Raw genomic sequence first — 13,875 nt, 5'->3', positions numbered from 1 at the left:
TATGTAGCAATCCCACATTGTCCGCCCCCTTGGAATTGCTTATGGTCCCGGGGGCTTCGGCACACAAGGCGCCGGCCCCAAAAAAACAATGACAACAAGGAACCAACAATGAAAAACTTCAAACTGGAGTTGTCAGGTATCGCGGTTGGTTGTATAGCCGTCACGCTGATAGCCGGCTGCGGAGATGGAGACAGTTCTTCCTCGACCGGGACCCCAAAGACCTGCGCAGAGCTGGCAGGGCTGGAGATTCCAGCGGAGGAGATGACTTTATCGACCTCCGGTGGCACGATTACAGACACAGAAGTGGTGGCGGCCAGCGGCAGCGGCGCCGCCACCATTCCTGAGCATTGCCTCGTCTCCGGGAGCATCGCCCCCATCGACCCGGACGCGCCCGACATTCTTTTCCAGGTGGCATTGCCAGCAGACTGGAACTCTAAGGTGCTCATGTTTGGTGGTGGCGGATTCAATGGCACCATCCCCGCCATTACCGGCAATGTCCCCCAGGGGGCCCCCGACGCGCTGACACCTCTTGGCCGGGGGTATGCCACCTTTGCCAGCGACTCCGGCCACCAGGCCAACGACTACGGCTCACAGGACGGACGCTGGGGACTCAATGAAGAGGCTGTGCGTAATTTTGCGGGCGACGCTCTCAAGAAGACCCGCGATGCCGCTCTCTTTATTGTTGGCAAGCGGTACGCCAGCGAACCCGAAAAACGCTACTTCGCCGGTGGTTCGACCGGCGGACGTGAGGCACTGACCAATATCCAGCGGTGGCCCGAAGACTGGGACGGTGCGATCGCCTGGTACCCGGCCTGGAACAACATGTCCGCATGGCTGGCCGGACAATATCTCAGCCTGGAACTGGCCAAGCCCGGCGCCTATCCTGATTCCGCCGAACGCCAGCTGCTGCTGGATGCTGCGCTGGAGTCCTGTGATGCTCTGGACGGGCTTGAGGATGACATCATCAGCGACCAGCGCCAGTGCAACGCCACCTTCGACCCGGCGACCGCGACCCTGAACGGCGTCGTCATCCGTTGCCCCGGAGGAGCGGATGACGGAAACCATTGCCTGTCCGATGCGCAGATTGATGCACTGAATGCCATGAACGATGGGGTAACCTTCCAGTTCGAACTGGCCAATGGTGAAACCGGGTACCCCGGCAGTAATGTCTGGGGCGCTGACCTGGGCATCACCTCCATCGACACGCCGATACAGCCCATTGTCGTGTTCCTCGCCCTGGGCACCAGCCAACCCGATACACCAATGCCACGTTCTGCTCCCTATCTGAGTGTGCTGGTGGACCAGTGGGTCAGGTATTCGGTGGCACAGGATGCCTCCTTCAATTCCTTCGACTTCGATCCGATCAATCCGCGACAGGAGTTTGCCGAGCGCATTAGTGAACTGAGCGTGCCCTTCAACGCCGGTACCGATATCTCCGAGTTTGCAAACGGTGGCGGCAAGCTGCTGCTGGCCCATGGCCTCGCGGATATCCTGGTCAGTTCCCGGGCCACCGAGATCTATTACGACCGGTTGGTTGACCAGATGGGCCAGGAAAAAGTGGACGGTTTTGTTCGCTACTATGAGGTTCCGGGGTTCGGGCACGGCGCCAGTTCTTTCTTCAACGCCACCTGGGACTCCCTCACCGCCCTGGAAGAGTGGGCGGAGCAGGACATCGCCCCGGAAGACCAGGTCACCACCGACACCGTTGGCAAGCCGGGCCGTACGCGGCCCTTGTGCGACTATCCGGCCTGGCCTCAGTATACCAGCGGCGGTGACCCGGATTCAGCCTCCTCGTTTGAGTGTGTGGAGTAGCCTTCCCGGCCGGCGCCGTGGGGAACCTACCTCCCGTGCGTCGGTCAGTCCCTTGAGCAGTGGCGAAGCTCCCAAAAAAACAAATCGGGAAATTCCGGACTCCCCCATGCAAAACTGCAATTTCCGGCTACAGTAAAAATCCGGTAAACGTGAAGTTGCCGGTTGAACTGATTGAGTTATTCAACTATACCTTTGATTCGTGGGATGAAATGCAAGCATCTGAATTCACCCAATTTCAGGAGGCATTTTCATAGCAAAAATATATCGCTCTTCAGATTGAATAGAACAAGCGCTCGCTATACAGTTTGAAACTCGAACCAACAATTACAAGAAATCCGCTGCCCTGTCGGCAGCGACAATCAGGAGAAAATCATGATCCGAAACAAGAAGACCGGAGTATTCACCGGCACCATGATTGGCCTTTCCATGGCCATTTCTTCCATCACCTACGCTCAGGACGGACCCATCCGTATCGCGTACATTGAGCCGCTTTCCGGGCCCTTCGCCAACGTCGGCGATGCCGGTCTCAAGCACTTCCGCTTCATTGCCGAAAAAATGAACGAACAGGGCGGCATCATGGGGCGCGATATCGAAATCGTCCCCATGGACAACAAGCAGAGCCCGTCAGAGTCGGTGCAACTGCTCCAACGTGCAGTAGATGAAGGCATCAACTTCGTCACCCAGGGCAACGGCTCCAACGTGGCCGGCGCTCTGGTCGAAGCAGTTGACCGGAACAACCGCCGTAACGAGGAAAACAAGGCACTGTACCTCAACTACGCCGCAGTGGACCCCGCCCTCACCAACGAGCGCTGCAGCTTCTATCACTTCCGCTGGGACGCCAACAGCGCCATCAAGCTGGAAGCCCTGGCCAATTACATGAAGACCCAGGACGACGCCATCGAAAAGATCTTCCTGATCAACCAGGACTATTCTCATGGCCAGTTCATCTCCAAGCGCATGAAGGAACTGGTTGGTGAGAAAAACCTGGATGCCGAGATCGTCGGTGATGTGCTGCACCCCATCGCCCAGGTGCGGGACTTCTCGCCCTACATCTCACGGATCCAGCAGTCCGGCGCAGACACCGTGGTTTCGGGTAACTGGGGTAACGATCTGTCGCTGCTGGTCCGCGCCATCGACAGTGCCGGTCTGGATGTAAACGTCTATACGTACTACGGCGGTGGCCTCGGTACACCAGCGGCGGTTGGCCCGCGGGGCGAAGACGTACTCTTTCAGGTCACCGAGTGGCACGCCGACGTAAACGTGGACGAAGGCCTGGAGGACTATGAGAAATGGTTCCAGGAATTCAAGAAGCGCTACCCTGAAATCGACTGGTACTACCACCGCATCTATAACCAGATGCACATGCTCAAGAAGGCCATTGAGGAAGTCGGTAGTTCCGATGACATCGATGCCATTGCCAAGGCACTGGAAGGCATGGACTATCAGTCCCCGACCGGCACCATCACCATGCGTGCCCAGGACCACCAGATCCTGCAGCCCATGTACATCTCCGTCATGGACACTGAGGCCAAGTACGATGCCGACAACTCCGGTGTAGGCTTCCGCACCGTGGCCAACATTCCTGTGGAACAGGCCACGGACGAAACTTCCTGCAACATGAGACGTCCGTAAGCACCAGCCATACTCCGGTGGCGCAATGCCACCGGAGGTTTTCAGAACAATAAACCAGGATTCGTCTCACCATGCTCGAAACCATCGCTTATTCGATTTTCAATGGCGTGCTCTACGGTACGCTGCTGTTCATGATGTCCAGCGGCCTGACCCTGATCTTCGGGATGATGGGTGTCTTGAACTTCGCTCACGCCAGCTTTTACATGCTGGGGGCCTATTTCGCCTACACCCTCGGTCTGGGTACAGGCTTCTGGGTGGCCCTGTTCCTGGCTCCGATCGCTGTCGGCGCCATGGGAGCCCTGGTCGAACGGTACGGCCTGCGCCGTGTACACCAGTATGGCCACGTGCCGGAACTGCTTTTCACATTCGGCCTTGCCTATGTTATTGAGGAACTTGTCGCCCTCTTCTGGGGGACAGTGCCAGTGCCCTACAAGGCACCAGAAGCACTGAACACCACCGCTTTCGCCATGTTTGGACTGGATTATTCCTGGTTCAAGGTCTTTATCCTGCTCGTCGCTGTTGCGATGTTTGTTGGCCTCTGGATCCTGCTGAAAAAGACCCGGGCCGGCCTGATTATCCAGGGTGCCCTGTCCCGCCCCGATATGGTTGGCGCTCTGGGACACAATGTACCGATGGTATTCACCCTCGTGTTCGCCTTCGGTTGCGCCCTTGCCGGCCTCGGCGGTGTCGTTGGCGGGATTCACTTCGTGACCGACCCCGGCATGGCCTTCATGATGGGCCCGATCGTGTTCGTGGTCGTCGTTCTTGGTGGCCTCGGATCCGTTCCTGGCGCACTGGTCGCGTCACTGATCATTGGTATCCTGCAGACCTTCTTCCTGTCAGTGAACTTCTCCCTGGCGGACACCATTGGTGCATTGGGCATCGAGGATTCCGGCTTCTTCGGAGTACTCTGGCATATGGAAACCACCCGTATTGCCCCCGTCCTTCCATTCCTGCTGCTGGTGCTGACCCTGATCTTCAGACCCCGTGGCCTGTTCGGGAAGCGTGAAGCATGACAACCACAACAACAACGCAACAGGAAACCAAATCTATGGCTACCAATACCGCAGCAGGAAGCTCCAACCTGCTGAAGTTATGGCCCTGGGTGGTCGTACCCCTTGTGGCGATCGTGCTGCCGTTCATCTTTGACTCCGGCCATGCCATCAACCTGCTCAGCCACATGGGTATCGCCATCATCTTTGCCCTGTCCTACAACATGCTGCTGGGCAACACCGGCCTGCTGTCCTTCGGACATGCAGTCTATTACGGCCTTGGCGCCTACGTCGCCATGCACCTGCTGCGCAGCATCAACGATGCCGGAGGTGAAGGCCTCCCCATTGAGTTGCTGCCCCTGGTGGGCGCCGGTGCCGGTCTGCTCTTTGGCATCGTTTTCGGCTCCTTCTCGGTTCGCCGGGCGGGCGTGGTGTTTGCCATGATCACCCTGGGGCTCGGGGCCCTGGTGCATTCAAGCTCCCTGATGTTCACCGACTTCTTCGGTGGCGAGGCAGGGCTTTTCGGTGACCGCACCTATGCGCCGTCACTGCTGGGGGTGGATTACGGCTCCAGCCGGAACGTCTACTTCCTGGTCGTGGCCTGGGCATTGATAGCTGCCATACTCATCTTCCTTCTCCGGAAAACGCCCCTGGGCTGGATGGCCAATGCGGTTCGGGACAACCCGGAACGGGCCCAGTTCGTGGGCTACAATCCGACCATCGTCCGCTTCATCCAGTTTGCCCTGTCAGCCTGTTTCGCAGGTCTCGCAGGCGGGCTCTTCGTGATCACCGACGAGATCGTCAACGACGAAGTGGTCGGTCAGATCCAGTCCGGCGCGGTACTGCTGGGCACCTACATCGGCGGTATCGGCTATTTCGTGGGCCCGATCGTCGGCGCAACTCTGGTGACCTTCCTGGAGAGCTCCCTGTCTTCTTATACCGAGGCGTGGGTTCTCTATTTCGGCCTGCTGTTCATCGCCATTGTCATGTTCGCCCCCATGGGACTGGTGGGCATCCTGCACATGCAATACCTCAACTGGAAAGCCGGTGGCTGGAAAGGCAACACTGGCGTCCGGCTGTACATTCTGTTGGCTGGCCTGGTGGGCATCTTCGGTCTGATCTGCGTGATCGAACTGTCCTACCATTACTTCCGCAGCTGGGACCCAAGCGCTCCCTTTGGCCTGATGGGCTTTACCGTTAACGCCACCAATGTACTGCCCTGGCTGGTGTGTTTTGGTATCGCCATCATCGGTTTCGGGCTGATGCTGTTCCACGGCAACCCGATGCTCAAACGCAAACTTGGCGCCAAGTCTGACGGAGGTAAAGCATGACTACCCGCAACGCACTGGAACTCAAGGGCGTCAAGAAGAACTTCGGTCGCGCCGAGATCATCCGCGGCGTCGACCTTGACGTTCACGAACACGAACGCCACATCATCATCGGCCCCAACGGGGCCGGGAAGTCGACCCTGTACAACCTGATCAGCGGCCGCATGAAGGTGTCGGACGGCTCCATCAAGCTGTTCGGCAACGATATCCACAACATGCCGGCCCACAAGGTCAACCGCATGGGCCTGAGCCGCAGTTTCCAGGTGACCAACCTGTTCCAGAACATGACGGTCATGCAGAACCTGCGTTGCTCACTACTCTGGTCCGAGGGTCACAAATACGCGTTCTGGAAAAGCGTACTCGGCCAGGATACCGTCACCCACCGGGCAAATGAGCTGGCGGAGCAACTGAACCTGACCAAGCAGGCCAACACCCCGGCGTCACTGCTTACCTACGCCGAGCAGCGTGCGCTGGAGATTGGCTGTACCGTCGCCTCCGGCGCCAAGGTCATCCTGCTGGACGAGCCCACCGCGGGCATGAGCCGTACCGAAGCCAACGACGTGATCCAGCTGATCCAGCGCATGACTGGGGAAAACACCCTGGTGGTGGTGGAACACGACCTGAACGTGGTCTTCGAACTGGCGGACCGGATTTCCGTACTGGTGTACGGCGAGATCATCGCCACCGGCACCCCGGAAGACATCCGCAATAACGCGGCGGTTCAGGAAGCCTATCTCGGTACGGAGGTCCACTGATGCTCAAGATCCAGGATTTGAACGCCTATTATGGCAAAAGCCACGTACTTCGTGGTGTCAACATGTCGGTCGAACGCGGCGAAGTGGTCAGCCTGCTGGGCCGCAACGGGGTGGGTCGCTCCACCCTCTGCAAGGCCGTCATGGGGCTGGTGTCACCGGTGGGCCACGTAGAGTTCGATGGCAACACCCTCAGCGGCAGGCAGCCCCACGAGATCGCCCACGCCGGTATTGGCTATGTGCCGGAGGATCGTGCTATTTTCCCCGGCCTGTCCGTGCACCAGAACCTGGAGCTGGGCATGAAGAAGAAAGGCCAGACCGGGGAGAAATGGACCCTGGACAAGGTCTATGAGTGGTTCCCCCGCCTCAAGGAACGGGAACATACCCCGGCGGAAGTGCTGTCCGGCGGTGAGCAGCAGATGCTCAGCATGTTCCGGGCACTGATGGGCGACCCACAATGCATCCTGGTGGACGAACCCACCGAAGGTCTTGCCCCCAAGGTGGTGGCCGATGTGGCCGCGATACTCAAGCAGATGGCCGAGGACGGCCTTGCTGTGTTGCTGGTGGAGCAGAAGCTCTCCATCGCACTGGATATCGCGGATCGCATCTACATCATGGGTGAAGGGGAAATTGTCTTTGAAGGCACCCCCGAAGACCTGAAAAACAACCCCGAAATCCGCAAAGAGTGGCTGGAGGTTTAGCAAGCTGAACGTCCCGCCGACCCGGAGCCAGGCGGCTCCGGGTCCCTTACCCCCGGAAAACTGCAACCATGGCAACCCTGCTCAACGATCGCGACCTGCAATTCCAACTCTATGAAGTGCTGAACACCGACGCCCTGCTGGAACGGCCCCGCTATGCGGACCATGACCGTGGCACCTTCGACGCCACCCTCAACACTGCACGGGACATCGCCGCCCAGTACTTCGCCCCTCACAACCAGAAGGGCGATGCCAACGAACCCACCTTCGACGGCGAAAAAGTCAGCCTGATCCCGGAGACCCAGACGGCCTGGAACGCCTTTGCCGAGGCCGGCTTCCTGGCATCGCACCATGATTTCGACGATGGCGGCTCCCAGTTACCGGAAGTGGTGCTGCGGGCCAGCATGGCCTACTTCAACGCCGCCAACGTCTCCAGCACCGCCTACTCCTTCCTCACCATCGGCGCCGCCAACCTGCTCAAGAGCTTCGGCAGCGACGAACTGAAGGACAAGTACCTGCCCGCCATGCTGGACGGTCGCTACAGCGGCACCATGGCACTCACCGAACCCGGCCAGGGCTCCGCCCTGGGTGACCTGAAGACCCTGGCCCGCCCCACAGACGACGGCAGCTACCGCCTGTTCGGCAACAAGATGTTCATCTCTGGCGGTGACCACGAACTGACCGACAACATCGTGCACATGGTGCTCGCCCGCATTGAGGGTGCGCCTGCCGGTGTTCGCGGAATCTCCCTGTTCCTGGTGTCCAAATTCCACGTCAACGACGATGGCAGCCGGGGCGACCGCAACGACGTGGCCCTGGCCGGCCTGCTGCACAAGATGGGCTACCGCAACACCACGTCCACCGTGCTCAACTTCGGCGAGAAAGGCGGCGCCGTGGGTTACCTGGTGGGCGAACCCCACAAGGGCCTGGGCTACATGTTCCAGATGATGAACGAAGCCCGTATCGGCGTCGGCCTGGGCGCCGCCGCTATGGGCTACCAGAGCTACCTGGAAGCCCTCGACTACGCCCGCGACCGCCCCCAGGGGCGCCCCGTGAGCAACAAGCACCCGGAATCCCCCCAGGTGAACATCGTCGAACACGCCGACGTACGCCGCATGCTGCTGATGCAGAAGGCCTACGCCGAAGGCAGCCTGGCCCTGTGCCTCTACGCCAGCACCCTGGTGGAGGATGCCAACACCGCCGACAACGACAGCGAACGCAAGGCCGCCGCCGAACTGCTGGACCTGATCACCCCCATGGTCAAGACCTGGCCGTCGAAATACGGCGTGATCGCCTCCGACCTGGGCATCCAGGTGCTCGGCGGCGCCGGCTACACCCGGGAATACCCACTGGAACAACTCTATCGTGACAACCGGCTGAACCCGATCCACGAAGGCACCGAAGGCATCCAGGGCATCGATCTGCTGGGCCGCAAGCTGGGCCCGAAAGGCGGCGATGGCTACGCGGAGTTCCAGCGCCGTATCCACGCGACCCTGGAGGACGCTGCCGACATGGAGACCTGCGGCCATTTCGTCCACCAGCTACGGGAGGCCCTGGTACTGCTGGTCGGTGTCACTGCGGACCTACAGCAGCAACTGGCGAACGATCCCGACCATGGCCTGTCAAATGCCACGATGTACCTGGATATGTTCGGCAGGATACTGGTGGGCTGGATCTGGCTGAAGCAGGCCATGGTGGCCGAACAGGCACTGGCTGACGGCGCCTCGGGCACCGAAGAGGCCTTTTACCGTGGTAAGATCCACACCGCCCGTTATTTCATGGACTGGGAACTGGCACCGCTGGAGGGCTACGCCCGCCTGCTGAGCGCCGGCAACCGGGACAATATCGATATGGAGAACGACTGGTTCTGAATTTCCTCTGCCAAGGCAGGGGCTTTTCGTCTCCAAAGCGGTTACCCGAAAAGCCGAAGCGAGCAGGCGGGAATGACTTTCCGGGACCTTCAAAAACAGGGACGTTTTTGAAGAGCCTCCACGGACGGATTCACGGCGTGTCCCGGAAAGTCATACCCGCCTGCTTGCCTCACCCGCAATACGAGCCTCGAACTCCAAAACCATCAAGAGGAAGAGAATCATGAGAGAAGCCGTCATCGTATCCACCGCCCGCACGCCCATCGGCAAGGCGTTCAAGGGCCTGTTCAACAACACCAAGTCCCCCACCATGGCCTCCTTCGCCATCAAGGCCGCGGTAGAACGCGCCAAGGTCGATCCGGCGGAAATCGAAGACCTGATCATGGGTACCGCCATGCCTGCCGGTACCGCCGGCATGAACGTAGGCCGCCTGTCCGCACTGGCCTCTGGTCTGCCCCAGGACGTCAGCGGCATGACTATGGACCGCCAGTGCGCCTCCGGCCTGATGGCCATCGCCACCGCCGCCAAGCAGATCATGTTCGACGGCCAGGACGTCGCCATTGGTGCCGGCCAGGAAAGCATCTCCCGGGTCCAGCAGAAAAACTTCGAATGGATGGCCGCCGAGCGTGACGAAACCGTGATCAAGCACGCCGAGCACGCCTACATGCCCATGCTCCAGACCGCCGAGAACGTCGCCAAGGTGTACGGCATCAGCCGCGAAGCCCAGGACGAATACTCCCTGCAGTCACAGCAGCGCACCGCCGCCGCCCAGGAAAAAGGCCTGTTCGACGACGAAATCGTACCGGTCACCACCACCAAGGCGGTGATGGACAAGGAAACCAAGGAAGTCAGCTACGAAGAAGCCACCCTCGACAAGGACGAAGGCAACCGCCCGTCCACCCAACTCGAAGGTCTGGCGGGACTCAACCCCGTCATCGAAGGCGGCTGCATCACCGCCGGCAACGCGAGCCAGCTCTCTGACGGTGCCGCCGCCTGCGTACTGATGGACTCCAAGCTCGCCGAACAGCGCGGCCTGCAGCCACTGGGCGCCTACCGTGGCATGGCTGTCGCCGGCCTCAAGCCCGAGGAGATGGGCATCGGTCCCGTCTACGCCGTACCCAAGCTGCTCAAGCAGCACGGCCTGAAGATCGACGACATCGGCCTGTGGGAACTCAACGAAGCCTTCGCCGTACAGGTGCTGTACTGCCGCGACAAGCTGGGCATCCCCAACGATCGCCTGAATGTCAACGGCGGCGCCATCTCCATCGGCCACCCCTACGGCATGAGCGGTGCCCGCATGGTTGGTCACGCCCTGCTGGAAGGCAAGCGTCGTGGCGTGAAATACGTGGTCGTCACCATGTGTGTCGGTGGTGGCATGGGTGCGGCGGGGCTGTTCGAAGTCCTGTAAACCGCCGTCTCAACAAGGTCCGGGCGCAGCTGCTACCGGATCGCACCTTGCCGGTCGCCCCCGGGCGACCGGCATCCGCCAATCCTTACCAAACCATTAATCCATCACCGGGTTTCTGTACCCTGCCGCGTCTGGTTGCGATGATGTAGTCATCGGCCATCCACAGGAGCAGGGACGGAATGAGCAGTCGCCAAGACAGACCCTCACCCTCCGGCGACCGCCAGAGCGGTTCATCGGTTGCCGCCAACCCCATCAACTTCCGCAATATCGCTCCCATTGTCATAGCCGGCATGGGGTTCATCGTATTCCTGGACTGGGCCCAGGCGATCCTGCTGCCACTGGCCGCCGGCATACTGACCAGCTATGCCCTGGACCCGCTGGTCAGCGCGGTGGACCGATTACATGTTCCCCGCCCCATCAGCGCCGCCCTGGTACTCAGTTGTCTGATCGCCATCCTGGCACTGGCCGCCATGCCCCTGCACGGTGAAGCCATGAAGATGCTGGAGCGCATTCCCCCGGCGCTTCAGGAGTTCGAACGTCAGAGCGCCCGCGCCCCCCGGTCCGAGAGTCTGATGGAGAAGGCCCAGGAAGCAGCCAAGGAAATCGAGGAAAGCGCCGCTGAAGAGGATCAGCATGACCAGGTCCGTGCCACCCGGGTACGCATTGTCGAAGAGCCCTTCAGCATCCGTAACTACCTGATGAACCGTGCCTCCGGCGGCATCGTGCTGGTCAGTCAGCTCGTTTCGGTACTGTTCCTGGTTTACTTCGTCCTGGCCACCGGCACCCTCTACAAGCGCAAGATCGTGCGCCTGTCCGGTCCCGGGTTCCACGGCATGCGCAAGGCCGCCCGCATGCTGAAGGAGTTCCACAGCCAGATGCGGCGTTTCATCTTCGTCATGTTCCTGGGTGCCATGTTCGTCGGGGTGCTTACCTGGCTGGCGTTCCTGCTGCTGGGCGTTGAACAGGCGATCCTGTGGGGTGTCATGGCCGGCGTGGCCAGCGCCGTGCCCTACCTCGGCCCCTTCCTGGTGCTAGTGGGCTCCGGCGCCGCCGCCTTTATCCAGTTCGGTTCCCTGGACATGGCGATCCTGGTGGCCGGCGCCTCACTCATTATCACCAGCATCCAGGGCTACCTGCTGACTCCCTGGCTCACGGCCCGGGTATCCAGCCTCAATGCCGTGGTCATCTTTATCGGCCTGCTGTTCTGGGGCTGGCTGTGGGGGCCGGTAGGGCTGATCCTGGCAACACCGTTGCTGATGATGACCAAGACCCTCTGCGATCATGTGGAAAACCTGCAGGGAGTCGGGGAACTGTTGGGAAAATAGCCACACTGACTATTTTAACGACAGTCATTTTGTGATCCAATTCTCACCGGGCCAAAGACTTCGCCGTCGTCAACACAGGATGCCACCCGGCACCTCTCCGGCAGGGCCCAAGGGACTTATCAGGATTGCACGTATGGACGCTCATCCCGACACACTGACCCAACTCGCCCGACCCCATCGTAAAGCCGTGCTGGTGGCCCTGCTGTGGATCACCATTGGCAGCGGGATACTGTTCGGCTTTCTGAACGCCTTCAGGGGCTACCTGCCCCTGTCGTTGCTGGAATGGGGAATGGCTCTATATTCGGCCTTCCTACTGTTTGCGGTTCGCCGTACGCGTCACCTGGAGCGATGGATACTCGCGTATATCCTGCCCTTTTTTACAGCCATGATGGCTGCCGTCGCTACTCCCGAGACCAGTGTGACGGTGTTCGGCTGGGTCCTGCTGATCCCGCTGGTGGGACATCTGTTACTGGGCCGGCGCTTGGGCATGGTCGTTACCCTGTGCTTCCTTGCTGTTGCAACCGCGATTTTTCTCTACAAGTTCCGTGGTGATACAGCGGTGATGGATATACGCTCGGTGGCCAATATGGTGATCCTGACCGCGTGCATTACGGTGTTCTCCCACGTCTACGAGGTCAGCCGGGAGCGCAGCGAGATACAGCTCCTGAAGATGGCCCAGACCGACTTCCTCACCGGCCTGCCCAATCGTTCGCGGATCAAGGTCTTCTTCGAACGTGAACGCAGTCGTGCCGGTCGTGAACAGCAGCCCCTGTCATTGCTGATTGTCGACCTGGACCACTTCAAGCAGGTGAATGACCGTTTCGGTCACGAGGCCGGCGACCGGGCCCTGGTCTTCTTTGCCGACCTGCTCAAGCACCGGCTACGGGCCACGGACCTGGCCGGGCGCCTGGGCGGGGAGGAGTTCGGCATCATTCTGGTGAACACCGCCACCAACACCGCCATCCAGGTGGCGGAAGACCTGCGGCAGGCGCTGGCCGATGCCGACCTTCGACACGACGGTCAGTTGATTCCCCTGACCATGAGCATTGGCGTGGCGGAACTGGGAGTGGATGGCCAAAGCCTGCAGGACCTGCTGGCCGTTGCTGACCAGCGTCTCTATCAGGCCAAGGACCAGGGACGGAATCAGGTCGTGCCACCGCTTGCTGGCCAGCCCCGGGCCCCGTCCGGCCAGACCGTGAGCGGACCGGAACAGATCCTATAACTTCAGGGAGCGCTTGCCCTTGCTGAGACCACGCCACAGCAGGCGATAGGACAATGCCGCCGTGGATCGCGGTGCAAACCAGTGCACCGGCTGGCGCTTCTCTCCCATCCGCTCCACATCACTGGCGTAGGGGATATAGCCGGGCATCAGGCCGGTCAGCTCCTGGGGTGGTGACTGCAACAACTGCCGGTGCAGGTTCTTGCGCCGGTCGGCCATGGTCCAGAAGGGTTGGAACCTGCCGCTGTCCAGCTTCTTGTCGGCGATGAATTCCTGCATCTGATGCCAGCTATTGAGGGACAACCAGGTAGGCACCAGAGGCACCAGCACCCGGTCGGATACCCGGAACACCTGCTCCGCCAGCCGCGACAGCGACGGCGGGCAGTCCAGCACCACCAGCCCGTAATCCTCCCCCAGTGGTTCCAGCCAGTCGGCGAGGGTCCTGTTGTCGCCGTGTTTCTCCAGTTGCAGGTCGATATTGCGGAAGCTGACATCCGCGGGAATCAGGTCCAGGTTCTCAATCCCGGTTGGCACGATGGTCTTGCCGATAGGGGTCTTGCCCTTCACCAGCCTGCCCGCCTTGGGCACCCGGGCGCTGGCGCCGGTGTTGCCGAAATACCAGCTCACCGCGCCCTGCGGATCCAGGTCCCACAACAGGGTCGGTATCCCCTCTTCCGCGGCCAGGGCGGCAACATTGGACGCTGCCGCTGTCTTGCCCACGCCGCCCTTGAGATTATGAAACGCGATGATCTTCAATGGCTGTGCCCCGTCCGTTGAATGGATTAATCCTTTTCCTTATGACCGTCCACCACCCCTGGCTGTCGCCCTCCAGCGGTGATCA

The 13,875-nt window shown here is 60.5% G+C and carries 11 protein-coding genes; 10 read left to right on the top strand and 1 reads right to left on the bottom strand.

Translation table 11 applies throughout. The annotated features are described in order from the left end of the window. Window positions 1-261 precede the first annotated feature (261 nt). From ACJO3T_RS19295 to ACJO3T_RS19250, 10 genes are all read left to right on the top strand, one after another. Window positions 262-1,812 carry a tannase/feruloyl esterase family alpha/beta hydrolase gene (locus ACJO3T_RS19295; RefSeq protein ID WP_406979527.1) on the top strand — a complete coding sequence of 517 codons (1,551 nt, stop codon included), beginning with the start codon at window positions 262-264 and terminating at the stop codon, window positions 1,810-1,812. Window positions 1,813-2,184: 372 nt separating this feature from the next. Further along, window positions 2,185-3,444 carry a branched-chain amino acid ABC transporter substrate-binding protein gene (locus ACJO3T_RS19290; protein ID WP_406979526.1) on the top strand — a complete coding sequence of 420 codons (1,260 nt, stop codon included), beginning with the start codon at window positions 2,185-2,187 and terminating at the stop codon, window positions 3,442-3,444. Between the two features lie 71 nt (window positions 3,445-3,515). Then, complete coding sequence (locus tag ACJO3T_RS19285) at window positions 3,516-4,460, top strand: branched-chain amino acid ABC transporter permease (RefSeq protein ID WP_406965472.1); 945 nt, start codon at window positions 3,516-3,518, stop codon at window positions 4,458-4,460. Between the two features lie 35 nt (window positions 4,461-4,495). Further along, a complete protein-coding gene (locus ACJO3T_RS19280) occupies window positions 4,496-5,767 on the top strand; it encodes a branched-chain amino acid ABC transporter permease (protein WP_406965471.1) in 1,272 nt (423 codons plus the stop codon). After that, window positions 5,764-6,519, top strand: a complete 756-nt coding sequence (locus ACJO3T_RS19275; protein WP_406965470.1) for an ABC transporter ATP-binding protein — start codon at window positions 5,764-5,766, stop codon at window positions 6,517-6,519. The genes ACJO3T_RS19280 and ACJO3T_RS19275 overlap by 4 nt, the downstream gene beginning before the upstream one ends. Next, a complete protein-coding gene (locus tag ACJO3T_RS19270; protein WP_406965469.1) occupies window positions 6,519-7,217 on the top strand; it encodes an ABC transporter ATP-binding protein in 699 nt (232 codons plus the stop codon). The genes ACJO3T_RS19275 and ACJO3T_RS19270 overlap by 1 nt, the downstream gene beginning before the upstream one ends. 68 nt (window positions 7,218-7,285) lie before the next feature. Continuing rightward, window positions 7,286-9,085, top strand: a complete 1,800-nt coding sequence (locus ACJO3T_RS19265; RefSeq protein ID WP_406979525.1) for an acyl-CoA dehydrogenase — start codon at window positions 7,286-7,288, stop codon at window positions 9,083-9,085. Window positions 9,086-9,305: 220 nt separating this feature from the next. Further along, complete coding sequence (locus ACJO3T_RS19260) at window positions 9,306-10,490, top strand: acetyl-CoA C-acyltransferase (protein ID WP_406965467.1); 1,185 nt, start codon at window positions 9,306-9,308, stop codon at window positions 10,488-10,490. Between the two features lie 179 nt (window positions 10,491-10,669). After that, window positions 10,670-11,815 (top strand): AI-2E family transporter, encoded by a 1,146-nt coding sequence (locus ACJO3T_RS19255; RefSeq protein WP_406965465.1) that lies wholly within the window; start codon window positions 10,670-10,672, stop codon window positions 11,813-11,815. 133 nt (window positions 11,816-11,948) lie between these two features. Further along, complete coding sequence (locus tag ACJO3T_RS19250; RefSeq protein WP_406979523.1) at window positions 11,949-13,037, top strand: GGDEF domain-containing protein; 1,089 nt, start codon at window positions 11,949-11,951, stop codon at window positions 13,035-13,037. On the opposite strand, the gene ACJO3T_RS19245 is transcribed toward ACJO3T_RS19250, so the two are convergent. After that, complete coding sequence (locus ACJO3T_RS19245; RefSeq protein WP_406979522.1) at window positions 13,032-13,790, bottom strand: ParA family protein; 759 nt, start codon at window positions 13,788-13,790, stop codon at window positions 13,032-13,034. The two genes, ACJO3T_RS19250 and ACJO3T_RS19245, sit on opposite strands and share 6 nt — an antisense overlap. Between the last annotated feature and the right edge of the window lie 85 nt (window positions 13,791-13,875).

Source organism: Marinobacter shunpengi, assembly GCF_045449715.1.
GTDB lineage: Bacteria > Pseudomonadota > Gammaproteobacteria > Pseudomonadales > Oleiphilaceae > Marinobacter.
This window is presented reverse-complemented; position numbering and strand designations above follow the sequence as displayed.